Annotated in this window: 22 protein-coding genes; 8 read left to right on the forward strand and 14 right to left on the reverse strand. The window is 55.1% G+C overall.

The features are described from left to right. Positions 1 to 16 precede the first annotated feature (16 nt). The 3 genes from aceE to ampD form a co-directional block, all read right to left on the reverse strand. The gene (gene aceE / locus PHACT_RS14825) at positions 17 to 2707 is read right to left on the reverse strand and encodes a pyruvate dehydrogenase (acetyl-transferring), homodimeric type (protein WP_070119057.1); all 2691 of its coding nucleotides are present in this window, start codon (positions 2705 to 2707) and stop codon (positions 17 to 19) included. A gap of 102 nt (positions 2708 to 2809) precedes the next feature. Beyond that, positions 2810 to 3073, reverse strand: coding sequence for a hypothetical protein (locus tag PHACT_RS14830; protein WP_070119058.1), 264 nt, complete (start codon positions 3071 to 3073; stop codon positions 2810 to 2812). Next, the gene (gene ampD, locus PHACT_RS14835) at positions 3070 to 3618 is read right to left on the reverse strand and encodes a 1,6-anhydro-N-acetylmuramyl-L-alanine amidase AmpD (protein ID WP_317622295.1); all 549 of its coding nucleotides are present in this window, start codon (positions 3616 to 3618) and stop codon (positions 3070 to 3072) included. The genes PHACT_RS14830 and ampD overlap by 4 nt, the downstream gene beginning before the upstream one ends. A 50-nt stretch (positions 3619 to 3668) precedes the next feature. Between ampD and PHACT_RS14840 the strand changes: the two genes are divergently transcribed. Both PHACT_RS14840 and nadC read left to right on the forward strand, forming a co-directional pair. After that, positions 3669 to 4229, forward strand: a complete 561-nt coding sequence (locus PHACT_RS14840; protein WP_070119060.1) for a retropepsin-like aspartic protease family protein — start codon at positions 3669 to 3671, stop codon at positions 4227 to 4229. 46 nt (positions 4230 to 4275) lie between these two features. Next, positions 4276 to 5139: a carboxylating nicotinate-nucleotide diphosphorylase gene (gene nadC / locus PHACT_RS14845; RefSeq protein WP_070119061.1), complete on the forward strand. Its 864-nt coding sequence runs from the start codon at positions 4276 to 4278 to the stop codon at positions 5137 to 5139. Positions 5140 to 5159: 20 nt separating this feature from the next. Here the strand turns inward: nadC and PHACT_RS14850 are convergent, their stop codons facing one another. Together PHACT_RS14850 and PHACT_RS14855 are read right to left on the reverse strand one after the other, a co-directional pair. Then, complete coding sequence (locus PHACT_RS14850) at positions 5160 to 5555, reverse strand: c-type cytochrome (protein WP_139141593.1); 396 nt, start codon at positions 5553 to 5555, stop codon at positions 5160 to 5162. A 146-nt stretch (positions 5556 to 5701) separates the two neighbouring features. Next, complete coding sequence (locus PHACT_RS14855; protein WP_070119063.1) at positions 5702 to 6145, reverse strand: pilin; 444 nt, start codon at positions 6143 to 6145, stop codon at positions 5702 to 5704. A 225-nt stretch (positions 6146 to 6370) separates the two neighbouring features. Here PHACT_RS14855 and PHACT_RS14860 point away from each other — a divergent pair, with 225 nt between their 5' ends. From PHACT_RS14860 to PHACT_RS14885, 6 genes are all read left to right on the forward strand, one after another. Then, positions 6371 to 8134 (forward strand): GspE/PulE family protein, encoded by a 1764-nt coding sequence (locus PHACT_RS14860; protein ID WP_169819494.1) that lies wholly within the window; start codon positions 6371 to 6373, stop codon positions 8132 to 8134. Between the two features lie 269 nt (positions 8135 to 8403). Continuing rightward, positions 8404 to 9450: a type II secretion system F family protein gene (locus tag PHACT_RS14865; protein ID WP_070119065.1), complete on the forward strand. Its 1047-nt coding sequence runs from the start codon at positions 8404 to 8406 to the stop codon at positions 9448 to 9450. Between the two features lie 55 nt (positions 9451 to 9505). After that, positions 9506 to 10411, forward strand: a complete 906-nt coding sequence (locus tag PHACT_RS14870; protein ID WP_070119066.1) for a prepilin peptidase — start codon at positions 9506 to 9508, stop codon at positions 10409 to 10411. Next, positions 10411 to 11019 carry a dephospho-CoA kinase gene (gene coaE, locus PHACT_RS14875; RefSeq protein WP_070119067.1) on the forward strand — a complete coding sequence of 203 codons (609 nt, stop codon included), beginning with the start codon at positions 10411 to 10413 and terminating at the stop codon, positions 11017 to 11019. Before PHACT_RS14870 ends, coaE begins: the two co-directional genes overlap by 1 nt. A gap of 10 nt (positions 11020 to 11029) precedes the next feature. Then, positions 11030 to 11239, forward strand: a complete 210-nt coding sequence (gene yacG, locus PHACT_RS14880; protein WP_211284414.1) for a DNA gyrase inhibitor YacG — start codon at positions 11030 to 11032, stop codon at positions 11237 to 11239. Further along, entirely contained in the window at positions 11232 to 12260 is a 1029-nt protein-coding gene (locus PHACT_RS14885; protein WP_083264704.1) for a Nudix family hydrolase, read from the forward strand. Before yacG ends, PHACT_RS14885 begins: the two co-directional genes overlap by 8 nt. Here PHACT_RS14885 and argJ read toward each other — a convergent pair. The 9 genes from argJ to murC form a co-directional block, all read right to left on the reverse strand. Beyond that, entirely contained in the window at positions 12238 to 13461 is a 1224-nt protein-coding gene (gene argJ / locus PHACT_RS14890; protein ID WP_070119068.1) for a bifunctional glutamate N-acetyltransferase/amino-acid acetyltransferase ArgJ, read from the reverse strand. The genes PHACT_RS14885 and argJ overlap by 23 nt on opposite strands. Before the next feature lie 18 nt (positions 13462 to 13479). Continuing rightward, a complete protein-coding gene (gene secA / locus PHACT_RS14895) occupies positions 13480 to 16254 on the reverse strand; it encodes a preprotein translocase subunit SecA (protein WP_070119069.1) in 2775 nt (924 codons plus the stop codon). Positions 16255 to 16343: 89 nt separating this feature from the next. Continuing rightward, entirely contained in the window at positions 16344 to 17276 is a 933-nt protein-coding gene (locus PHACT_RS14900; protein WP_070119070.1) for a M23 family metallopeptidase, read from the reverse strand. A 41-nt stretch (positions 17277 to 17317) separates the two neighbouring features. After that, complete coding sequence (gene lpxC, locus PHACT_RS14905) at positions 17318 to 18229, reverse strand: UDP-3-O-acyl-N-acetylglucosamine deacetylase (RefSeq protein WP_070119071.1); 912 nt, start codon at positions 18227 to 18229, stop codon at positions 17318 to 17320. A 141-nt stretch (positions 18230 to 18370) separates the two neighbouring features. Next, the gene (gene ftsZ / locus PHACT_RS14910) at positions 18371 to 19558 is read right to left on the reverse strand and encodes a cell division protein FtsZ (protein WP_070119072.1); all 1188 of its coding nucleotides are present in this window, start codon (positions 19556 to 19558) and stop codon (positions 18371 to 18373) included. A gap of 70 nt (positions 19559 to 19628) precedes the next feature. Next, on the reverse strand, positions 19629 to 20873 hold the full coding sequence (gene ftsA, locus PHACT_RS14915; protein ID WP_070119073.1) for a cell division protein FtsA: 1245 nt from the start codon (positions 20871 to 20873) through the stop codon (positions 19629 to 19631). 16 nt (positions 20874 to 20889) lie between these two features. Next, a complete protein-coding gene (locus PHACT_RS14920; RefSeq protein WP_083264706.1) occupies positions 20890 to 21801 on the reverse strand; it encodes a cell division protein FtsQ/DivIB in 912 nt (303 codons plus the stop codon). Further along, positions 21798 to 22730, reverse strand: a complete 933-nt coding sequence (locus tag PHACT_RS14925) for a D-alanine--D-alanine ligase (protein ID WP_397389523.1) — start codon at positions 22728 to 22730, stop codon at positions 21798 to 21800. Before PHACT_RS14925 ends, PHACT_RS14920 begins: the two co-directional genes overlap by 4 nt. Positions 22731 to 22744: 14 nt before the next feature. Further along, positions 22745 to 24133: a UDP-N-acetylmuramate--L-alanine ligase gene (murC, locus tag PHACT_RS14930; RefSeq protein ID WP_070119231.1), complete on the reverse strand. Its 1389-nt coding sequence runs from the start codon at positions 24131 to 24133 to the stop codon at positions 22745 to 22747. Positions 24134 to 24150 lie beyond the last annotated feature (17 nt).

Raw genomic sequence — 24150 nt, forward strand, 5'->3', positions numbered from 1 at the left:
CAGTTTTTGTTGTGTATCACACCAACAGCGGATTGGGTTTGTCAGGGTCTATCCCCAGTTCCTTGATTGCCTTGGTCACTACATCAGCATTGACGATGCCTTTGGCTACCAGTTCGGTCAGTGCCGCCACCACGATATAACCGCGGTCCACTTCAAAGAAGCGACGCAACTGCTGTCGCGTGTCGCTGCGACCGAAACCGTCCGTACCCAGAACCCGGTAAGCGGCTGGTACATATTCACGAACCTGGTCGGCGTAAATACGCATGTAATCGGTTGCCGCAATTACCGGTCCTTCCTGCCCTTCCAGACATTTGGTGACATAAGGCACTTTGGCTTTCTTGCCAGGGTGCAACATGTTCCAGCGACTGACATCCATGCCATCGCGACGCAGTTCATTGAAACTGGTCACACTCCAGACATCAACAATCACTTTGTAGCGCTCGCGCAGAATGGTCGCCGCTTCGCGTACTTCACGCAAAATGGTGCCACAACCCAGCAGGCGAACACGTTGATCACTCACCGCTTTGCCAGTGGTTTTGTATTCTTTTGCGGTGCCGTCTTCCAGAAGGTACATGCCCTTGAGGATGTCCTTTTCAACACCTTTTGGCATTTCCGGATGGGTGTAATTTTCATTCATGGTCGTGATGTAGTAGTAAACCGACTCCTTGTCCTGATACATCCGGCGCAGACCATCGTTAATGATCACTGCCAGTTCATAGGAATAAGTCGGGTCGTAGGTAACGCAGTTGGGGATCGTCGACGCCAGCAGATGGCTGTGGCCATCCTGGTGCTGCAGGCCTTCACCATTCAGCGTTGTACGACCGGCCGTGGCACCAATCAGGAAACCCCTCGCCTGTGAGTCGCCTGCTGCCCAGGCCAGATCACCAATGCGCTGGAAACCAAACATCGAGTAATAGATGTAGAACGGAATCAGCGGGAAATCGTTGACGCTGTAGGATGTTGCCGCTGCCAGCCAGGACGAGAATGCACCCGCTTCACTGATGCCTTCTTCCAGCATCTGACCGGTCTTGTCTTCGCGGTAATACATGACCTGATTGGAATCGGCGGGATCATACAGCTGACCAACGGATGAGTAGATACCCAGTTGTCTGAACATGCCTTCCATGCCAAATGTTCGCGCTTCATCAGGCACAATCGGCACAATACGATGGCCGATTTCCTTGTCTTTGCACAGCGTGTTCAGGATTCTTACAAACGCCATGGTAGTGGATACTTCACGATCACCCGTACCTTTAAGCTGCGCATCAAAGGCGCTGATATCCGGTGTTGGTAACGAATAACTCTGCGCTCGGCGCTGCGGCACCGCGCCACCCAGTGCCTCTCGCATCTTGCGCATGTAGCGCATTTCCAGACTGTCTTCTTCCGGCCGGTAGTAAGGCACGGATTCCAGCTGATCGTCCGGAATCGGGATATTGAAACGATCGCGGAAACGCTTGAGGCCTTCGACGTTAAGTTTCTTGGTCTGGTGCGATGCGTTTTGCGCCTCGGCGCCATCACCAAAGGCATAACCTTTGACGGTCTTGGCCAGAATAACCGTGGGCTTGCCCTTGGTATTCATCGCTTCCGCGTAGGCTGCATACATCTTGAATGGATCATGCCCGCCACGGTTGAGCGCCATGATGTCATCGTCAGACAGGTGTTCGACCATCTTAAGCAACTCCGGGCTCTTGCCGAAGAAATGCTCACGCGTGTAAGCGCCACCACGACCCCAGTAGTTCTGGTACTCGCCATCAACAACTTCGTCCATGCGAGCCTGCAGGAGTCCGTCTTTGTCATTTGCCAGCAGAGTATCCCAGTGACGTCCCCAGATGACCTTGATAACATTCCAGCCGGCACCGCGGAAGATACCTTCCAGTTCCTGAATGATTTTGCCATTACCACGCACCGGCCCATCGAGGCGCTGCAGGTTACAGTTGATCACAAAAATCAGGTTATCCAGTTTCTCACGACCTGCCTTGCCGATCGCACCGAGTGATTCCGGCTCATCCATCTCGCCGTCACCCAGAAAGGCCCAGACTTTACGGTCACCTTGCTCCAGCAATTCACGGCTGGACAGATACTTCATCACATGCGCCTGGTAGATGGCCTGCAATGGCCCCAGCCCCATGGATACAGTGGGAAACTGCCAGTAGTCCGGCATCAACCAGGGATGCGGGTACGATGACAGACCATCGCCATTAACTTCACGACGGAATTTGTCTAACTGATCTTCAGTGATGCGCCCTTCCAGATAGGAGCGAGCGTAAATGCCTGGCGCCGAGTGCCCCTGAAAATAGATCAGATCGCCACCATGGTTTTCCGTTGGACCACGGAAGAAATAGTTAAATGCAACGTCATAAAGTGTAGCCGACGAGGAGAACGTGGAGATATGACCGCCCAGCTCGGAGTTGTCCAGATTGGCTCGCATGACCATGGCCAGCGCGTTCCAGCGGATAAAACCGCGGATCTGGCGCTCCATGAACATATCGCCTGGCATGCGATCCTCTTCCTGCGGCGGGATCGTATTGCGGTAAGGCGTGGTTATCGATGATCCGGACACCTGCAATGTCGTTCTGGAGGCCTTGTCTGACAGGCGGCCAAGCAGGTAATTGGCGCGATCAGCGCCTTCGTGGTCAATTACGGATCCCAGTGCCTCAAGCCATTCTTCGGTTTCGGCGGGATTAAAGTCTTCCTGATGATCGGTCATAAGCGTCAATTCTATTGTGTGGTTTTGATTATGTAGTGATTACAGTTGTGACAAACTGTCGTCGAGTGTGGCAGAAACCGATTCTGACGACAATATTTGTAATTAAATTACATGACGTGCTAAATAGCACCCTTTAAGAGCCTGCATTTCAAGTCCCGCCAGCACGTCTTGTAGTTTAACTACAAGAATTGTCAGCGCGACCGCGACAACCCCGATGCCCTGCCTTTGCGGAACCAGGTCTCGCAGGGCCTCCAGCCGCCACAAGGCCTGTACGTCATATTCAGCATTCTCGGCTCCCATGCTTAGTGATGAGCGCGTCGCTGTAATGATTGACCAACAGGCAGGAAACGCAGGTACAAAAATCATGTCAGGGCCTTCTGATAACGGCGCCAGTCAAAACAGGGCCCGGGATCTGTTTTACGGCCCGGTGCGATATCACTGTGCCCTACAATCCTGTCAGGCGTCATGGCCGGATAAGCTTCCAGCAGGTGGCGCGTGAGCTCGGCCAGGGTACTGTATTGCGCGTCAGTGAATGATTGATCATCACAGCCTTCCAGCTCAATGCCAATAGAGAAGTCATTGCATTGCTGGCGCCCGTCATAACTGGACTGACCAGCGTGCCAGGCTTTCTTGTCGAAGCCAACATACTGAGTGACGTTGCCATTGCGATCTATCAACGCATGCGCCGACACACGAAGCTCAGCAATTTCGCGAAAATAGGGATGTGCATTTGAGTCCAGGCAATTGCAGAACAGGTCATCGATCCAGCTGCCACCAAACTTGCCTGGCGGAAGACTGATATTGTGAATAACCAACAGGTCTATCGTGATGCCTTCGGGCCGCTCACTGAAATTGGGTGATGCCACGTGCCGGGCCTTGGGTAGCCAGTGTTTCCGAGTCAAGCAGATCACCTCGCTGATGTGCTAAAGTCGGCTTTGAGTATAGCACCGAAGCCAGAGATATGAGCGACAAGCAACCGCAATCACCACGAGAACGATCACAGCAGCAACAAAGACCCGGCCGACACGCTGGCGTGGGTATGCTGGTCATCAGTTTTGCACTTGGCATTGGTTTACTGACCCTGTTTTTTGATGACATGCTAGAGCAGCAATTTAATCCCAATCAACGCCCCGACACCCGACTGATGCAAAGTGGCGGAATGGAACTGGTGCTGCAGCGAAACCGCCAGGGCCACTACGTCATGGGAGGCGACATTAGCGGTGAGCCCGCGACCTTTCTGCTCGACACCGGCGCCACCGATGTCGTCATCCCCGCTCAGCTCGCTGAAAGCGCCGGCCTGCAACCCGGCCAGGCCATGCGCGCAATGACTGCGAACGGCCTGGTGACGGTGTACAGCACCACCATTCCGACGCTTCATCTCGGTGATATCACGCTGTATGATGTTCGCGCCAGTATCAATCCCGGGATGCAGGGAGACACCGTGCTGCTTGGCATGAGTGCCCTGCGCCAGGTTGAATTCACGCAACGGGCAGATACCCTGACACTGCGAACTCTACCCTGAACCCGTTACTGAGTGCCCTTACCCTTTAACAACAGTGAATTCAGCCATGAATATTAAACCAGACCTGCCCGGCGACATTGCACATACCGTGGCAGGCGCCCTTGAAGAAGATATCGGCAGCGGCGACATTACCGCCGCACTAATCGAACCCGACACCATGGCCAGCGCCAGTATCATCTGCCGCGAGACGGCAGTCATCTGCGGTATTCCCTGGGCAGAAGAGGTCATCAGACAACTGGGTGACAGCAATATCACGTTGCAATGGCTGTCTGGCGAAGGCACGGAGGCCTCAGCCGATCAGATCATTGCGCGCTTTACCGGTTCAGCCCGCGTGTTGCTCAGCGCAGAGCGCTGCATGCTCAATTTCCTGCAGACCCTGTCTGGCACGGCAACACTCAGTCGGCAATATGCCAGCCTGATTTCACACACATCCTGCCGCCTGCTCGATACCCGCAAGACCATTCCCGGCCTGCGAACTGCCCAGAAATATGCAGTTGCCGTGGGCGGTTGCAGCAATCATCGCATGGGACTCTTTGATGCGTTTCTGATCAAGGAAAATCACATCAGCGCCTGCGGTGGTATCAGGCAGGCAGTGGCCAAGGCCAGGAAGCTGGCGCCGGACAAACCGGTCGAGGTGGAAGTGGAGTCCTTTGCCGAACTCAGTGAAGCGCTGGATGCGGGTGTCGATATCATCATGCTCGACAACTTCAGCATTGCCGATATGCACGAAGCCGTGCGCCAGAATCTTGTTCTTGGCGATGCCCGCAGAAAACTGGAAGCGTCTGGCGGCATAACCCGCCAGCGACTGGTGGAAATTGCAGAGACCGGCGTGGATTTTATATCCATCGGAGCACTGACCAAAGACCTCAAGGCGATAGACCTGTCCATGCGCTTTGAGCGCCTTTGGTAGGCGTCGGTGTCAGCCCTGGCTCAATCCTTGGGCGGGACGATATTGACGGTGTGCATGGTACCGCTGGCGTAGTCCAGTGGCGCGTCACCGGCAGGGTAGCCCGTAAGCTGCAGGATATGGGCGAGAATGGATTCGTATTCCGAATCCATCATCGAGCCTGGCAGATCAGCTGGCATGGTGACCAGAATCTCTTCGAACAGATAGGCCAGAGGCTGATTGTTTCGATTGGAAAATGTGCCACGATAAAAGTCTGCGTTGTGGCAGGACGAACAACGTTGTTCGAACAATTCCTGACCGGCGTCAGCCTGCTCTACTGTGTAAACACCATCTTCAATAGTCTTCGGTTGCGCTGCGGCGGTGCAAGCCACAATGGCTGATATGGCCGCGGACATCATGGACACTCTGATTCTATTCATACGTTTCTACTCCGACACCTTCTGGTGCCCACATCTGTTAATCAGATACTGCTTCAAAGCTACGATGTCAGGATAGTGCTATCGGCCTTAATGCTGGCTTAACGGTATCTGTATCTGTTCTTGAGGCGCTAATGTATCAAAAAACCTCAACACAAACCACTGGCCAGGCATCCAGACTCCGCGTCCTCTGACCAGACCACCGAGCCACCACTGACCTCTCCGCTGAGGACATAGGTATCCGTGACGGCGATGCCGGCGTATGAGCCTGTCGGTGTTACGGTGACCCGAAACGTGTCGTCAGTCAGCGCAATTGCCACCGAATCCACTTCGTCTGACACCGACCATCCCGGCTGCGCCTCGATGCCGCTACAGCTATCGGCGCCACGCGATTGAACGCACAGGTCAACCGCTGTTTTTGCCGGTGTGGCTGCTGTGACGAGTTCTGCAAACTTGGCCCTGGCGGCATACCCCTGATAGGCAGGCAATGCCACCGATGCCAGAATACCAATGATGGCTACCACCATCATCAGCTCTATCAGTGTAAAGCCACGATTGTGTAATGCCTGCGTCTGTAATTTGTTGTCACTCATCTTTTTGTCCTCCCTGGACCTGAAATTGACAGTCAACCCTGAGCACCCCTGACATTCATGAAGCCCTGCCAGCGGAGCAACCACCGGATACCGTGTGCGAGCCCATGTGCCAGCTGTGACAAGCGGCACCCGGCTACATCCTTCGCCAGGGATTGCTTAATCTTTATAGCAGGGCAATCTGGCAGCTGCTATATAACCAGCAAACCAAGGCAGGAATTCATGGACATGTTGCCACAAGGACTGGCTGAAACCCTGATTGACTCAGGCCTGCTACTGCCCGACCAGGCCGAGTCTGCGCGTATGATGGCGCAGCAGGAAAATATTCCGTTTGTCACCCTGCTGATAAGGCAGGGTATTACTGACAGCGACCGTCTGGCGGCAACAATTGCAAACTGCCTCGGCTACCCTTTGCTTGACCTCGCCGCTATCGATATCAAGGCCTGTCTGGATGACACAATGGACCCTGAGTTGATGCAACGGCACCGGCTAATACCGTTGCGGGCCCCGACCGGCAAGTTGTCAGGCTCTCCTGTGTTTATTGTTTTTGCTGACCCTGCCAGCCTGACGGTGATTGATGAATTGCGCCTTCATGGCAGCCGCGAGATAAACGCCGTTGTCGCTGACGGTGTCGTCCTGTGGAAGATGCTGGCAGACCTTCAGGCCCCGGTCCCGGCAACAACCAGCGAAAGCACAAAGCCAGACAAAAGCCAGCGGCTTAATCCCGGCACTATCGACAACCTGAACAACGCCACCAACAAACAGGTCGCCGATCCGCCAGTCCGGGGCGAGGCAAAAACCGATGATGCGCCCCTGGTACGTTTCGTCGATCAGGTTCTGCGTGAGGCAATCGCCACGGATGCGTCCGACATTCACATTGAACCGTTTGAAAAAACGGTACGCATTCGTTGCCGCATCGACGGCACTCTGCGCGAAGTCACGCGCGCAGACGTCAGCATGGCGCCACGCATCATTTCGCGGATCAAGGTAATGGCCGACATGGACATCAGCGAACGTCGCCTGCCTCAGGATGGCAGGTTGCGACTAAGCCGGGAAAAACAGAATCAGCGTTCAGGAACAGAGGTGATCGCCGAGAGCACTGATTTTCGAGTCAACAGCATGCCGACCCTATGGGGTGAAAAAGTTGTACTGCGACTGCTGGACAAAGCTGCTACGCAAAAAAGCCTCGAAGAACTGGGGTATACGCCTCAACAGACATCTCACTATCGTCAGGCCTTAAGAAAATCTCATGGCCTGATTCTGATTACCGGACCTACGGGCAGCGGCAAGACAGTATCGCTGTATGCCGGGCTTGACCTGCTCAACACACTGGAACGCAACATATCAACCGTTGAAGATCCAATAGAAATGCAAATAGACGGTATTAACCAGGTGGCTGTCAATAAACGTACGGGGCTTGATTTCGCCTCCGCGCTCAAGGCGTTCATGCGGCAGGATCCGGACATTCTCATGGTTGGTGAAATCCGTGACCAGGAAACAGCCGACATTGCCGTCAAAGCAGCCCAGACCGGACACCTCGTGCTAGCCACCTTACACACAAACAACGCTGCCGGCAGCATCACCCGGTTGCTGAACATGGGAATACCCCCCTACAACCTGTCTGGGTCTCTCAGTCTGATAGTCGCTCAACGGCTGGTACGCCAACTTTGCGGCGCCTGCAAGGTACCTGATACCGATGCGACATCTCAGTTGCGCGCCGCCGGCATGACGGCCGCTCAGGCTGCCAGCGCCAATACCTGTCTGCCAGTGGGCTGCGAACGCTGTCATCAGGGTTACCGCGGCCGCATTTGTGTTGCTGAAACCCTGCCCATGTCAGGGAAGCTTGATGCGTTGATGCTCAACGGAGCGACCAGTACCGGCATTGAGGATGCTGCCAGAAAAATGGGTCACCTGTCGCTGCGTGAATCGGCTCTGATCCGGGTTGCCAATGGCGATATTACACTCGCTGACGCGGAGCGACTGGAACTGTGACCGGGTTCAGCGCACGATATCACTGGCGCGGGACCGATCGCCAGGGCAGAGTTCAGCGCGGCCAGATGATGGCGGCACATGGCGAACAGGTCAGGCTGCTCCTGCATCGCCAGGGAATCTCGGCCACGCGAGTGGCAGTGGCCACGACACTCGCCGAGGCTGCCCGGCCGGACCGCTCAGGGCCCGGATCAAGACCAGAGGCAAGACCATGCTCAGGACCAGACACAAACCCGGACGCAGAGCCACGTTCAAAACCAGGCCCTGGGCCCATGTCAGGACCGCGCATCAAGGCGTTTGACATCACGCTGCTCACCCAGCAGACAGCGAACATGGTCAAGGCCGGATTACCATTGCTGCAGGCACTGACCATTGTTGCCGCCGGCAGTGAGCATCAGCGGGTCCGGCACCTACTGTCTGCGCTGCGTGACAGGATTGCCACCGGCGGCAGTTTCAATGAAGCGCTGGCAGAACACCCGGGGCACTTTAATTGCCTGTTTGTCAGTCTCGTCAGTATCGGCGAACACACGGGGACACTGGCCACGGCACTGGAGCGCGTGGCCACCTGCCGACAGCGGGACGATACTGTCATCAGACAAGTTAAAAAAGCCATGGCCTACCCGTTGGCCGTGCTTGCCACTGCCATCGCAGTCACGGCGGTGTTACTGATAAAGGTGGTGCCGCAATTTGCTGCTACCTTTGCCGACCTGGGGGCCCCCTTGCCGGCGCTGACCCAATCGGTGCTGGCACTGTCGGATCTGGTTATCAGATTCGGTTGGTTATGGTTAATACTGGTGACCGTAACGGTCTTCGGAAGCTGTCACCTGGTAAGGACCCATAGTGGAGCACAGTTGCTTTTTCACCGACTGTTGATTTGCACTCCGGCACTGGGCGCATTGCTGAGCACCGCCGCGCTGGCACGGATCTGCCGTACCCTGGCAACGACTGTGGCGGCAGGCCTGCCCATCATGGAAGCACTGAAATTAAGTGCCGACGCTGCCGGCAATCGAGTTTATGAGAGAGCCTGTCTCGATATCATTATCGATATAGAACAGGGCCAGTCGTTGGCCTTCTCCATTCGCAAGACCGACCTGTTTCCGGTTATGATGACACAGCTGACAAATGCGGGCGAGGAGTCAGGCACACTGGATACCATGCTGGAGCGCTGCGCTGACCATTACGAACGCAGTGTCAATGACCTGCTTGAAGGTCTCACCGGCCTGCTGGAACCTCTGATCATGGCAATGCTGGGCCTGTTTGTAGGGGGACTGATGGTTGCCATGTATCTGCCCATCTTTCGTCTTGGCGCCGTGCTTTAGCGGGCTCCGTTGCAGCACCCAAATGACTACCAGTGACCAATGACAGGAACTCTTGATGGCAACACTCGTGGAACTGATGCAGGGATCAATGGCGCTGACAGCGGTGCTGTCAGGGATACTGGGCTTGCTGGTAGGCAGCTTCCTGAACGTCGTGATCTATCGCCTGCCACTGATGCTGCAACGCGAATGGCGAAGCCAGTGTCTGGAATATCTGCAGCTGGACCCAGCCAAAGTCAAATCCACTGACCCGGTCATTGAACACAAAACCTTTAACCTGCTGAAACCCGATTCACACTGCCCGGTGTGTCGCAAGCCGGTCAGACCCTGGCAGAACATTCCAGTGCTGAGTTATTTATTGCTGCGCGGCCGCTGCAGTCAGTGCAGGACAGCCATACACTGGCGCTACCCGATTGTCGAAATCGTTACCGCACTGCTGTCGGCACTGGTAGGCTGGTATTTTGGCGCAACCTGGACCTGCCTGGCCGCTCTGGTCTTTACCTGGTGTCTGGTCAGCCTGACCGTGATTGATATCGATCATCAGTTGTTGCCTGACAACATTACCCTGCCTTTGTTGTGGCTGGGTCTGGTTCTCAGTGTCACCGGTCACGGCACAGGTGTAACACCAGCAGATGCCCTGATCGGTGCCAGCATCGGTTATTTGAGCCTGTGGAGTATCTACTGGATTTTTAAATTGCTCACCGGCCGCGAGGGTATGGGTTATGGTGACTTCAAATTGCTTGCTGTCATCGGCGCGTGGCTGGGCTGGCAACACTTGTTGACCGTGGTTATTCTGTCCTCTCTTACCGGCGCCATTATCGGCATCGCCATGGCGGTGATCGCCGGACGCGACAAGAATATCCCCATGTCGTTTGGTCCCTATCTGGCCATTGCCGGATTTATTGCGCTAATCTGGGGAGACAGTATCAGCAACACCTACGTCTCCATGCTGGTAGTGCCCTGATGGGTTCTTTGCAATCCACAGTCATTGGCATAACCGGCGGCATCGGCAGCGGCAAGACCGCCGCCACCGATGCATTCGCGGCACTGGGCATTGGCATCGTCGACGCAGATCTGGTATCACGACTGGTCGTACAACCCGGAAAACCTGCGCTGACAACCATCGCAGAACACTTTGGGCAGGATGTGTTACTGGCTGATGGAAACCTTGATCGCCGCGCCCTGCGCGAACTGATTTTCCGTGACCCGGCGGCCAAGCGATGGCTGGAGGCACTGCTGCACCCACTGATACGACAGGAGATCATGGACCAGTTGCAGCAAAGCGAATCGTCTTACACGTTGCTGTCTTCTCCGTTATTGCTGGAAACCGATCAACAGACGCTGTGCTCTCGCGTACTGGTCATTGATGCCCCGGAAGCCTTGCAACTGGAACGCGCGCTGGCCCGCGACAACAGCAGTGTCGACACCATAAAAGCCATCATGGCGAGTCAGTTCAGTCGCCAGCAGCGGCTTGACCATGCCGACGATATCATTGTTAATGATGGCGACCTGACCACCTTGCACAACGCAGTGCACGCGATGCATGAAACCTACCTTGAATTGAGCAAGTGAACCAAGCTTTATGACTGAACGCACCCTGAAAGTAAATTGCCCGACCTGCAAAGAAATTGTGACCTGGACTGACAGCAATGCGTTCAGGCCATTCTGTTCGGAGCGCTGCAAATTGATTGATTTTGGCGAATGGGCCAGCGAAAGGCACAGCATAGCCGGTGAACCGGTTGACCCGGAAGATCTCCCGCCAGTCAGCGGTGGTCGTCAGGCTGATGACTGAGCGTCCGGCTGCTGCAAACGAGGAATTACCGGTCCCGGAACCGGGGTCAACCAGGCGTGTGCACGTTGCCGTCGGCGTCATACTTGATTCTATTGGTCAGGTGCTGGTTGCCAGACGAGCCGAACAGCAACATCTGGGCGGTCTGTGGGAATTTCCCGGCGGCAAGCTTGAACCGGGTGAAACAGTACATACGGCATTGTGTCGGGAGCTCAAAGAGGAACTCGACATTGAGGTAGAGCATTCACGCCCGCTATGCCGGATAGAACACAATTATCCGGGCAAGGCGGTACTGCTGGATGTGTGGATTGTGGATCGATTCAAAGGCACACCCAGGGGCATCGAACATCAGCCGCTGCGCTGGTTGCCGACGGCACAACTCGACCCCGCGGAGTTCCCGCAGGCAAACCGACTCATCATTCGCCGCCTGCAGCTTAGCGACAGGTTGGCCATTATTGATTTGCCTGCGGCCAATATCAACTTACCGCCACAGCTACCCGTCACTGATGTGCTGCTGCGCTTACGATGTTGGCAAAAAGACCAATACAGCGCTTACCTGACAGCTGTCAGGCAGACCATTCAGGCATGGGGAGACAATTCGCCGGGTATTATTCTTGACCTGTCAGCTGCCAGCCTGGCCGGCAACGGCTTCGTCAGCGAGGAGTTGTGCCAACTTCCCGGCCTCAAGGGTCTGCACGTTCATGGCGGGCTGTTGCAAACCCTCAGCGAACGCCCGGTGCCCGAGCATCTGCTGTTGGGGGTCTCCTGCCATGACCAGCATGAGCTTGAACTGGCCGCGAAGGTGGACGCGGACTACGCTTTGCTTTCCCCAGTCAAGGCAACGGCGACCCACCCGGATGTCAGGCCGCTGGGCTGGGACAGGTTTCAGTCGCTGGCACAACATTCCACGGTGCCCGTTTATGCCCTGGGCGGCATGCAGGCGTCCGACCTGATCACCGCCCACAGCCACGGTGGCCGTGGCATTGCCGGTATCCGTCTGTTCAACTGCGATACGATGCGTTAATCCGCACGTACTCTTCGGACAGGTCTGCTGTCCACACCTGCTCATTGACATCACCACGCGCCAACTCTATGCGCAGGCAGATGTCCTCCTGGTTCATCACCGCCTGCCCCTTTGCCTCTGTGTAGTCAGGTGCCAGGCCTCCTTTTTTAACAATACAGACATCATCAAGGTAGAGATCGATCCGGGATACGTCGAGATTATCCACACCGGCACGACCCACTGCCGCCAGAATTCTTCCCCAGTTCGGATCAGACGCAGACAATGCAGTTTTTACCAGCGGAGATTCCGCAATGGCATAGGCAACCTGCAAACACTCTCCGGTGGTGGCGCCGCCTCGAACATCAACCGTGACGAATTTTTTCGCGCCTTCCGCGTCCCGTATAATCAACTTCGCCAGGTCCAGTATCAGCTCGTGCAGGGCCCGGCTGAAGGCGTCATACAATCCTGCATCTGACTTGTCGACCTTGATCCCGCTTTTCCCCGACGCGCTGACAACACAGCAATCATTGGTCGAGGTGTCGCCATCGACGGTAATGCGGTTAAATGACTGCTCAACAGCAGACATTAACAGCGCCTGCAGCGTGTCCTGTTCGATGTCTGCATCGGTGGCAACAAAAGCCAACATTGTCGCCATATTCGGCTTGATCATGCCCGCGCCTTTGGTGATACCGGTCAGGCTGATGTTCTGGCCATTATGGGTCACCACAGCCGACACAGCCTTGGGGCGGGTGTCCGTGGTCATGATGCCTTTTGCCGCTGCCAGCCACTGATCATCCTGCAACGCCGCCAGCGCGCTGGGCGTGGCTGCTGCAATTTTTTCAGCTGGCAACCGTTCACCGATGACACCTGTTGAAAAAGGCAGTACTCGGGTCAGTTCCACGTCTGCCGCGTCAGCCAGCGCCTGGCAACAATGTCGGGCATCAATCATGCCCTGGTCGCCGGTACCGGCATTGGCATTGCCCGTATTAACCAGCAGATAGCGAACAGCACCCGCACTGGCCTGCAGATGCTTTCGGGCCAGCACAACAGGTGCAGCACAAAATGCATTGCGTGTGAAAACACCCGCGGTCCGGGTTCCTTCTGCCAGTTCAAACAGCACCAGATCCAGACGATTCTGGTAGCGTACGCCGGCGCTGACTGCTGACATTCTGATACCGGGGACGGGTACCAGCGTTCCTATTGCATTGTTACCTGTAGCCATGATGTCTAACCCCGCGAATCAGCCTAATTTGCCATGACAGTGCTTGAACTTTTTACCGGAACCACAGTGACACGGATCATTGCGACCCAATTTGGGTTCTTCGCGGACAAACGGCGCACCGCCATCCTGGGCACTTTGTCCGCTGTCCGGATTGTTGGTGCCCGAGCCACTCTCGGATTCCATGGCTGAGGATTCGGCATGCTGGTATTTGATTTTCTCTTTTGCCCGCTCGGCGTCACGCGCTTTTTCTATGGCGTCAATTTCTTCCGGCGATCGTACCTGAACGTGACTCAGGAAACGGATAACATCATGCTGCAGTCGTGACAACAAACTCTGAAACAGCTCGAAGGCTTCGCGTTTGTATTCCTGCTTCGGGTTTTTGCCCGCATACCCACGCAGGAAAATACCCTGCCGCAACTGATCCATTGCTGCCAGGTGCTCTTTCCACAAGGTGTCCAGAATCTGCAGAACTATCTGCTTCTCCAGCAACGCCATTTTTTCACCCACGGTTTCCCGCTTCTTCGCATAGGCGTCAGTCAATTCCTGTTTGATTTTCTCGCGTAGCGTTTCTTCGTAGAGCTTTTCATCTTCCTCGAGCCACGACTTGACTGGCAGGTGAATGGCAAACTCTGCCTCCATGGCCTGTTCCAGTCCCTCGATATCCCACTGTTCAAAAATACTCTGTGGTGGAATGTGACTGCTGATAACTTCGTCAGCCACCTCATTGCGCATACTCGATATCAGCTCGCCGATATCGTCACTGGCCATGACCTGATTACGCTGTCGATAGACGATAGTACGTTGATCATTGGCGACGTTGTCATATTCCAGCAGCTGTTTACGGATATCAAAGTTACGGCCTTCCACTTTACGTTGAGCTTTTTCAATGGACTTGGACACCATGCCATGCTCAATTGCTTCGCCGCGCTCCATGCCCAGTTTCTGCATAAACCCTTTGACCCGCTCAGACGCAAAAATACGCATCAGACTGTCTTCCAGCGACAGATAGAACCGCGAATAACCCGGATCCCCCTGACGCCCCGAGCGACCCCGCAACTGGTTGTCTATGCGCCGTGATTCGTGACGCTCAGTGCCAATGATATGCAGGCCACCAGCTTCCAGTACCTGATCGTGACGTTGCTGCCAGGCATCTTTGGCAGCAGCGATCTGCTCAGGCGAAGGATTGTCCATGGCTGACACTTCTGATTCCCAGTTGCCACCCAGCACAATATCGGTACCACGACCTGCCATGTTGGTGGCAATGGTTACTACACCGGGCCGGCCGGCCTGGGCAATAATAAACGCTTCCTTCTCATGAAACTTCGCGTTCAGTACTTCGTGCTGTATTTTTTCCTTGTTAAGGAATTTGGACAGCATTTCCGACGTTTCGATGGATGCCGTACCTACCAGGATTGGCGCCCCTTTGGCGCTAAACTCCTTGATATCTGCCACGATTGCTTCGAACTTTTCTTCCATGGACAGGTACACAAGGTCATTCTTGTCAATTCGCTGCATCGGTGTGTTGGGCGGAATCACAACCACATCCAGGTCGTAGATCTGCTTGAATTCAAACGCCTCGGTGTCGGCCGTCCCGGTCATGCCCGACAGTGTATTGTAGAGGCGGAAATAATTCTGGAACGTTGTTGAAGCCAGAGTCTGACTCTCGCTCTGAATATCCAGACCCTCTTTTGCCTCAATGGCCTGATGCAGACCTTCGGATAGACGCCGACCCTCCATGGTTCGACCGGTGTGCTCATCAATCAGCACAATACGTCCATCCTTGACGATATATTCAATGTCTTTATGGAACAGATAATGTGCCTTGAGAGCAGAATGGATGTGGTGCAGCAGACCAAGATTGGCGGCTGAATACAGGCTTTCGCCCTCGCCAAGCAGCTTCTGTTGCGTCAGCAATTCCTCCAGGTGTTCGTGCCCTGCTTCTGTCAACTCGACCTGCCGCGTTTTCTCATCCACCATAAAGTGGCCGGATTCCACTTTCTCTTCACGCTCAAGCGCCATGGTGGCAGTTTTCTCCACCGGCGCCTCCCCGCGCTCCAGCCCGGGAATCAGTGAATTGATGGCAAGGTATTGCTTGGAACTGTCCTGTGCCGCACCTGAAATGATCAGTGGGGTTCGGGCTTCATCAATAAGAATGGAGTCAACCTCATCGACAATGGCAAAATTCAGCTTGCGCTGCAATTTGTCCTCGATGCGAAACGCCATATTGTCGCGCAGGTAATCGAAACCGAACTCGTTGTTGGTGCCGTAGGTAATGGATGCGTTGTAGGCTGCCTTTTTCTCCTGCTGCCCCTGCCCGCCGACGATTACGCCGACAGTCAGTCCCAGGAATTCATATAGTGGCCGCATCCAATTGGCATCACGACTGGCCAGGTAGTCATTGACGGTGACGATATGCACGCCATTTCCGCTCATCCCGTTGAGGTAAGCTGGCAACGTTGCCACCAGCGTCTTGCCTTCACCTGTTTTCATCTCGGCGATGTCGCCCTGATGAAGAACAATGCCGCCAATCATCTGCACATCAAAATGACGCAGTCCAAGTGTACGTTTGCTGGCTTCACGTACCACAGCAAATGCTTCCGGCAGAATCCCGTCCAGCGACTCACCTTCGTCAAAGCGTTTTTTGAACTCGATCGTCTTGCCACGCAGATCCTCGTCAGACAACGCCTGGATACCCTCTTCCAGTGCATTTATCTGCCGGACAATTTTATGCAGTTTTTTCAGTTTGCGGGAATTGCTGCTGCCAAATACTTTACGAAAAATTTTTAAGCTCATGGTGACCTGTTTTGACTGAATAATTGAACATACGGAAACACAACGACCAGCAGAGGGTCGTCAGTTGTCATGCATCGAGGGATTGGGATTCAGCGATGAGTGCGGCGTATGTATGCGGCTGGATCGACCACGCGGCCGTTTTTGTAGACTTCGAAGTGTACGTGCGGACCGGTAGAGCGTCCGGTGCTGCCGATCAGTGCAATCGGCTGGCCCTGATTGACAATCTCACCCGGCTCGACCAGTAGATCCTGAGCATGAGCATACCGTGTCAGGTAACCGTTGCCATGGTCTATTTCAACCATCAGGCCATAGCCGGGCCGTGTCCCTGAGTAGGTCACAACACCCGTGCCGACACTGATGATATCGTCGCCGGCGGCACTGGCGAAATCAATGCCATTGTGCCAGGCCATGCGACCGGTGAAAGGATCCGCCCGGCGACCATACCCGGAAGACAGCCAGCCGCTGTTGACGGGGCGACCAGCAATTGTTGTCTGCTGCTCGAATTGCTGGCCGTTTATCAGTCCGGCCACGGTTTCCAGCTGATTGCCACGCGCCTCAATTTCCTGTTCCAGGCGAGTAATGGCGCGAATGAAGTCAGGCGGCTGAATGCTGCCGCCTTCATCGAGCAGGACACCGCCGACACCGGGCGATTGTTCGTTAAAGTTGAATTCCGCTGGGTCAAGGTCGGCGACTTCGGTGAGTCGCAGGCCCAGAGCATCCAGGCGTAGCAGGCGCGCCTGCAATGTGGCCAGACGCTGGGTCAGGGCCTCGACCTGCTGTTCTGCATTCTGTTTGAGACCGGCCAGTGCCTGCGCCTGCTCATCCAGTTGCTGTTCCCAGCCTTCCGCGGATTTTTCGCTGACAATATGATTGGCGGTATTGGCCAGGGCAAGGTGATAGCCCATGTAACCCAGCGCTACCGGAGCGCCGAGCAGGCACAGCGAGAGTAGGCCCTTGAGCCAGCCCTTGATAACAATCGTGCGACTGTTTCCGTAACGCTGATTAACCAATATCAGTTTCATAAGCCAGGTCTGCCCCGTATCGCTGCGATTCGGGGTCTCCGTCAGGCAGCCAGTCCGGGCTTGAGATAAGAAATGGGCACCTGGGACTCAGAGTCAAAACTGACCAGCTCCCAGGCGTCCTTGTTAGCATCCAGCGCGCGTAACAGATTGTTATTCAGCGCATGACCAGATTTATACCCTTTAAATTCACCCAGCAGACTGTGCCCTAGCAGGTACAGATCACCGATTGAATCCAGGATTTTATGTTTCACAAACTCGTCTTCGTATCGAAGTCCGTCTTCATTAAGGACCTTATAATCGCCTACTGCAATCGCATTGTCCATACTGGCACCCAATGCCAGGTTGCGATTACGCAATTCTTCAAACTCGTGCATGAAGCCAAATGTGCGTGCACGGCTGACTTCTTTGACAAATGACGTACTGGAAAAGTCGATTGTAGCCGATTTTGTATAGCGTCGATAAACCGGGTGATCATACAGCAATGTATAACTCACCTTGAAACCATCGAATGGTTCCAGGCTGACCGATTTATCACCGTCTTCCAGATGCACTGGTTTCAGGATACGGATAAATTGCTTCGGCGCGTCCTGTTCTTCTATACCGGCAGACTGAATCAGAAACACAAAAGGACCGGCACTGCCGTCCATGATCGGCACTTCCGGCGCGCTGACCTCGACGTAGGCGTTATCGATACCCAGACCCGACATCGCTGACATCAGGTGTTCAATGGTAGACACGCGAACGCCGTCCTTGATCAAGGTCGTGGACAAGGTGGTATCGCCGACCAGGTGCGCCATTGCTGGAATATGCGCATGCGGCTCCAGATCGGTGCGCACAAAAATAATGCCCGTATTAACCGGGGCCGGCTTCAACGTCAGATAGACCTTGGTACCGGTGTGCAAACCCACGCCGGTGGCACGGATAATATTTTTTAGGGTGCGCTGTTTTAACATAGCTGGCTTGAATCCCGGAATAAGCGGCACGCAGGGGCTTGCGCCCCGCGTATTTCGGCCGATGATAGCAAATATCAGTTGAGAACCCAAACACTCAATTGGCCGCGTCTGGAGCCCAACCACCCTGATGACAGGCCTCTGTCAGTCTGCCTGACGACGCAGAAATGCTGGAATATCCAGGTAATCCATGCTGTCTTCGGCACCCACTGCTTTGGCAAAGCCACTGTTCTGCGGCATGGTATGCGAACTTGCCGCCGGGCGTGGCCGGGCAGCCTGTGCCGCTGGTCGCTCCACAGGGCGATAGTTGCCGCCAGCCACCTGCGCTGAACGGGTATTGTCTACCACCTTGGTCGGTCGTGCCTCGGCCGCTCGTACTTCGCCCAGACCGGTGGCCACAACCGTTACCCTGATTTCATCACCCATCTCGGCATCGATTACCGTGCCCACAACGACCGTGGCATCGTCGGATGCAAATTCTGAAATGGTGTCACCCACTTCAGAAAATTCGCCCAGTGACAGATTTTCACCGGCTGTAATATTGACCAGGATGCCGCGAGCGCCATGAAGATTGACATCTTCCAGCAACGGGCTGCGAATGGCTGCTTCCGCCGCTTCCCGCGCCCTGTTCTCACCAGTTGCATAACCGGTGCCCATCATGGCCATACCCATTTCCGACATCACCGTTCGCACATCGGCAAAATCGACATTGATCATCCCCGGGCGAATAATCAGATCTGCGATACCTTTCACGGCACCCTGCAGCACATCATTGGCGGCCTTGAACGCCTCCAGCAGCGAGGCATTTTTGCCCAGCACAGACAACAGCTTCTCGTTGGGAATGGTAATCAGCGAGTCCACATGCTGCGACAGCTCCTCAATACCCTGATCCGCAATCAGCGATCGCTTCTTGCCTTCAAACGGGAACGGGCGGGTTACCACTGCCACTGTCAGTATGCCCAGCTCCCTGGCAACCTCGGCAAAGATCGGCGCGGCACCGGTACCGGTACCACCGCCCATGCCAGCCGTGATAAATACCATATCCGCACCGCTGAGAATCTCGGCAATTTCTTCCCGATCTTCCAGTGCAGCCTGGCGCCCGATATCCGGGTTGGCGCCGGCGCCCAGCCCCTTGGTCACCGTGCTGCCCATCTGCAGCAGTGTCTTCGCCTGCAGATTGGTCAGCGCCTGTGCGTCGGTGTTGGCGCAGACAAACTCTACACCTTCAACGTGGTTGCTGATCATGTGACGGACGGCGTTTCCGCCACCTCCGCCGACACCGATAACTTTGATGACGGCACTTTGTGGAATACTATCTAGAAGTTCAAACATACGGCCCCCTGTCATGCCTTGATTTTAATGACGCGTTAATTGATAGCGTTTCTCTTGCAAAATTTACGGCTCAAAAGTTTTCTTTCAGCCAGTTCTTTACTCGTTCTACGATACTGATCTTCGGTTCCTTGACGGTTACCGGATGATGGCTGCGCTCCTGCTGCTGCAGTTGCCGCATGCCGTAGAGCAATAACCCGACACCGGTGGAATAAATCGGATTACGTACAATGTCTGCCAGCCCTTTGACGCTTTGTGGCATGCCGATGCGCACGGGCATATGGAAGATCTCTTCTGCCAGCTCAATAACCCCTTCCATCTTGCTGGTGCCCCCGGTCAGTACCACACCCGCTGCCAGCAGATTTTCGTATCCGCTGCGCTGGAGTTCCGCCTTGACCAATGTGAACAGCTCGTCATAACGGGGCTCGACTACTTCCGCCAGTGCCTGCCTTGACAGCTCCCGCGCCGGCCTTTCACCGACACCCGGCACCTTTATCATTTCCCCGGCACTGGCAAGCTGTGTCAATGCACAGGCATACTTGATCTTGATCTCGTCTGCGTTATCCGTTGGCGTCCGTAATGCCATGGCGATGTCGTTGGTCACCTGGTCGCCGGCAATGGGAATGACGCCGGTGTGGCGTATCGCACCTTCAGTGAAAATAGCGATGTCGGTAGTGCCGCCACCGATATCAACCATGCACACACCCAGTTCCTTTTCGTCTTCGGTCAGCACTGCGTAACTGGATGCCAGTTGTTCCAGAATAATTTCTTCGGTCTGCAAACCGCAGCGTTTGATACATTTCTCGATATTCTGGACGGCGTTGATTGCGCAGGTCACCAGATGGACTTTTGCTTCCAGACGCACGCCGGACATACCCAATGGTTCTTTTACACCTTCCTGGGAATCAATAATGTATTCCTGCGGCAGAATATGCAGCACGCGCTGGTCGGCCGGAATCGCCACTGCCTGTGCCGCGTCGATTACCCGGTCTATATCCGCACGCGTCACTTCACGGTCACGTATGGCAACGATGCCGTGCGAGTTCATACTCCGGATATGACTGCCGGCTATTCCCGCGTATACCGAATGAATACGGCAGCCCGCCATCAGCTCTGCCTCTTCAACCGCTCTCTGTATAGACTCCACCGTGGACTCGATATTGACCACGGTACCTTTCTTGAGTCCGCGCGAGCGATGGCTGCCTATACCAACGATATTCAGACTGCCATCGGCTTTAACCTCGCCCACGATGGCAACCACCTTGGACGTGCCGATATCCAGGCCTACAATCATGTTGCTGTTATCTGGAGCGCTCATATGTCACACCTTGCTCTCACCGACGGGCCACAGCATCTGCGACCACCGTATTTTTACTGACTGAAAATCCATTCCCGTACCGCAAGTCGATCGTGCGTGCATCTGCCAAATGGTCCTGTAATCCACTACGGTAAACCGCTACCAGCCTGTCTAGCCGCGCCATGACATCGTCACGACCCAGACGCAGTACCGGACCGCCTTCTACTTCAATTGTCCAGCTGCCACGCTGGCTCAGACTCACTGACGCCGGCACCATGCCGAGCGGGGCGAGCGTCTGGCTAAAAATTCCGTGCTGAGTCAGCACCAAGGCCTCACTACCTGCAGGACCGTCCAGCGCGGGTAACGCCGACTCAAAACCTCGCAACGGCGGCGCAAACACGTCACCAGACTCATTCAGTAACGCAGCCTCACCCCATCGCGCGATCGGCTGCTGCTCGCGGATACTGACCACCAGAACATCCGGCCAGACCCGGCGCACCGTCGCGTGCGCCACCCACGGGTTCTGTTCAAGTTCATCACGCAGATCCTGCACATCGACACCCAGAAAACCGGATTCGGTGTATCTGGCCAGCAATGTCCTGACCTCCTCTCCGGTGAGTCGATGCAAAGGCGAATCCAGCCGGACAGTATTGATTTCCCGGTTGATTACAGGCCGGCTTATTTCCGGTAGATTGAACACAGGCAGGCGGTCCGACACAGTTGCCAGGTAGTCTGCAGCGACGCCCCGATATTGATGCAACGCAATGCCACCCGCGCCCAGAAGAATGATGCCCAGCAGGATCAGACGCAAAACACCTGCGGACTTCCTGTCTTCACGGGTGTCAGGTGCCACATGCCTGGCCTCCGCGCGAACAGGCGCAAAGTCCATCGGCACTTCGGAAGCACCTGCGTAGGCTGAGAATGTAGACCTGCTCCTGGAATCGCTCATGGTGTTCCGCTGACGGCGCCTCCACTAATTATGTGCAACACAAGCTCAGGGAAATCCATCCCCCTACTGGCAGCAGACAGTGGTACCAGGCTGTGATCGGTCATACCAGGCACGGTGTTCAGTTCCAATAACCAGAAGCGACCTTGCTGATCCTGCATCACGTCGACGCGTCCCCAACCTTCTGCCCCCAGATTGGAAAATGCCTGCAAACAAAGCTCAGCGAGTTCAGTCGTTTTTTCCGGTGTTAATGGCGCCGGGCACAAATAGTTGGTGTCCTGAGCCAGATACTTTGCATCGTAGTCGTAGAACTCATGGCTGGTGCTCAACTGAATAGCCGGGAATGACTCGCCGTGAATAACCGGTACAGTGAACTCTGCGCCACGGATTCTTTGTTCGGCTATGACCGCAGTGTCATATTGACTGGCCTTTTCGTAGGCATGACGCAACGCCGATGCGTCTGCTGCCATTGACATGCCAATACTGGACCCCTCGTGTGCCGGCTTGACGACTACCTCACCCAGCTCCTCTATCAACCCCTGCCAGTCACTGTTATCGTGCAATACACTGAAGCGTGGCGTGGGCAAACCACTGGCAGCCCACAACTGCTTGGTTTTAACCTTGTCCATGGCAAGCGCTGACGCCAGCACACCACTACCGGTGTAGGGGATATGCATCATCTCCAGCAGACCCTGCAGCTTTCCGTCTTCGCCGCCGCGGCCGTGCAGAATATTGAATACCCGATCTACTTTTTCGGACCGTAGCCGCTCGGCTATGTCCGGACTTACATCGATGGCAATGGCATTAACACCACGGCTCTGCAACGCGGTCAGCACCGCCTGCCCGCTCAGCAAGGATATTTCCCGCTCGGCGGAATCGCCGCCCAACAGAACGGCGACCCGACCCAGCGCTTTGATAGATTCTTCAGTCATACTGACAATACTCATTACATCAACCCCTGTTCGGCCAATGTACGCGCTAGCGCCCCAACACTGCCGGCGCCCTGGGTAATCACAATGTCACCGTCTCTTGCCAGATCCTTCAGCACACCGCGCACATCCGCTTCATCTTTAACAAATACCGGATCTACCTTGCCTCGCAACCGTATGCTTCGACACAGACTGCGCGCATCAGCACCTGGAATCGGGTCTTCGCCTGCCGAGTAGACATCAAGCATCAACAGTACGTCGACGTCTGACAGTACACGCACAAAATCGTCATACAGGTCTTTGGTTCTTGAGTAACGATGCGGCTGGTAGATCATGACCAGTCTCGATTCCGGCCAGCCTGCTCTGAGAGCAGCCACCGTGGCGGCAACTTCACTGGGATGATGTCCGTAGTCATCCAGTAACATGATATTGCCGTCACTAACCGGAAACTCGCCCTGAATATCAAAGCGCCGTCCCACGCCGGCAAACTCTGCCAGGCCTTTGGATATGGCTGCATCAGCAATCCCTTCATCCGTTGCCACCGCAATCGCCGCAGTGGCGTTCAGGGCATTGTGCCTGCCGGGAATACTGAGACTGACGTGCAACGGATCGCGACCATCAGGGCGATGTACGTCGAAGCTGGTGAATTGCCTGTTCTGCTGCAAATTGGCAATGCGGTAGTCAGCACTGTCGGAAAATCCATACGTCAGAATCGGACGCGATATGCGCGGTCGTATCTCCTGAATCACGGGATCATCAATGCACAGCACAGCCAGACCATAGAAAGGCAGGTTGTGCAGAAACTCAACGAAGTAACTCTTCAGTTTATTAAAATCACCGTCATAGGAGCCCATGTGATCAGCTTCAATATTGGTGACCACAGCAACCATCGGTTGCAGGTGCAGGAAGGACACGTCACTTTCATCCGCCTCACAAACCAGGTATCGGCTCTCACCCAGCCCCGCGTTGGCACCCGCACTGTTCAAGCGACCTCCGATCACAAATGTCGGGGCCAGCCTGGCTTCGGCAAAAATTGACGCTACCAGACTCGTGGTTGTGGTTTTGCCATGTGTGCCGGCAATTGCAACGGCATGGCGGTATCGCATTAACTCCGACAACATCTCCGCGCGGGGTATGATCGGTTTGGCCGCTGCTTTCGCCGCCACCAGTTCCGGGTTATCACTGCGAACGGCGCTGGAATAAACCACCACATCCGCGCTGGCAATATTGTCACTGGCGTGCCCGATAAATATACCGGCACCCATTCCCGCCAGTCGCTCGGTTACCGCCGACGCCTTGATGTCAGAACCGGTAATACTGTAGCCCTGGTTCAGCAGGACCTCCGCGATGCCACACATACCGGCCCCACCAATACCAACAAAATGAATGGTCTTGATACGGCGCATCTCTGGCACTTGATAGT

Source organism: Pseudohongiella acticola (assembly GCF_001758195.1).
In the GTDB taxonomy this organism is placed as follows: Bacteria; Pseudomonadota; Gammaproteobacteria; order Pseudomonadales; family Pseudohongiellaceae; genus Pseudohongiella; species Pseudohongiella acticola.

Coding starts and splice junctions, on each gene's coding strand:
- PHACT_RS14865 (WP_070119065.1), top strand. CDS start 8,404: ATGTCAGGACCGCGCATCAAGGCGTTTGACATCACGCTGCTCACCCAG.
- PHACT_RS14855 (WP_070119063.1), bottom strand. CDS start 6,145: ATGAGTGACAACAAATTACAGACGCAGGCATTACACAATCGTGGCTTT.
- argJ (WP_070119068.1), bottom strand. CDS start 13,461: ATGGCTACAGGTAACAATGCAATAGGAACGCTGGTACCCGTCCCCGGT.
- PHACT_RS14860 (WP_169819494.1), top strand. CDS start 6,371: ATGTTGCCACAAGGACTGGCTGAAACCCTGATTGACTCAGGCCTGCTA.
- PHACT_RS14920 (WP_083264706.1), bottom strand. CDS start 21,801: ATGAGCGATTCCAGGAGCAGGTCTACATTCTCAGCCTACGCAGGTGCT.
- murC (WP_070119231.1), bottom strand. CDS start 24,133: ATGCGCCGTATCAAGACCATTCATTTTGTTGGTATTGGTGGGGCCGGT.
- ftsA (WP_070119073.1), bottom strand. CDS start 20,873: ATGAGCGCTCCAGATAACAGCAACATGATTGTAGGCCTGGATATCGGC.
- coaE (WP_070119067.1), top strand. CDS start 10,411: ATGGGTTCTTTGCAATCCACAGTCATTGGCATAACCGGCGGCATCGGC.
- PHACT_RS14830 (WP_070119058.1), bottom strand. CDS start 3,073: ATGATTTTTGTACCTGCGTTTCCTGCCTGTTGGTCAATCATTACAGCG.
- ftsZ (WP_070119072.1), bottom strand. CDS start 19,558: ATGTTTGAACTTCTAGATAGTATTCCACAAAGTGCCGTCATCAAAGTT.
- PHACT_RS14870 (WP_070119066.1), top strand. CDS start 9,506: ATGGCAACACTCGTGGAACTGATGCAGGGATCAATGGCGCTGACAGCG.
- PHACT_RS14885 (WP_083264704.1), top strand. CDS start 11,232: ATGACTGAGCGTCCGGCTGCTGCAAACGAGGAATTACCGGTCCCGGAA.
- PHACT_RS14850 (WP_139141593.1), bottom strand. CDS start 5,555: ATGAATAGAATCAGAGTGTCCATGATGTCCGCGGCCATATCAGCCATT.
- secA (WP_070119069.1), bottom strand. CDS start 16,254: ATGAGCTTAAAAATTTTTCGTAAAGTATTTGGCAGCAGCAATTCCCGC.
- PHACT_RS14900 (WP_070119070.1), bottom strand. CDS start 17,276: ATGAAACTGATATTGGTTAATCAGCGTTACGGAAACAGTCGCACGATT.
- PHACT_RS14840 (WP_070119060.1), top strand. CDS start 3,669: ATGAGCGACAAGCAACCGCAATCACCACGAGAACGATCACAGCAGCAA.
- aceE (WP_070119057.1), bottom strand. CDS start 2,707: ATGACCGATCATCAGGAAGACTTTAATCCCGCCGAAACCGAAGAATGG.
- PHACT_RS14925 (WP_397389523.1), bottom strand. CDS start 22,730: ATGACTGAAGAATCTATCAAAGCGCTGGGTCGGGTCGCCGTTCTGTTG.
- yacG (WP_211284414.1), top strand. CDS start 11,030: ATGACTGAACGCACCCTGAAAGTAAATTGCCCGACCTGCAAAGAAATT.
- nadC (WP_070119061.1), top strand. CDS start 4,276: ATGAATATTAAACCAGACCTGCCCGGCGACATTGCACATACCGTGGCA.
- lpxC (WP_070119071.1), bottom strand. CDS start 18,229: ATGTTAAAACAGCGCACCCTAAAAAATATTATCCGTGCCACCGGCGTG.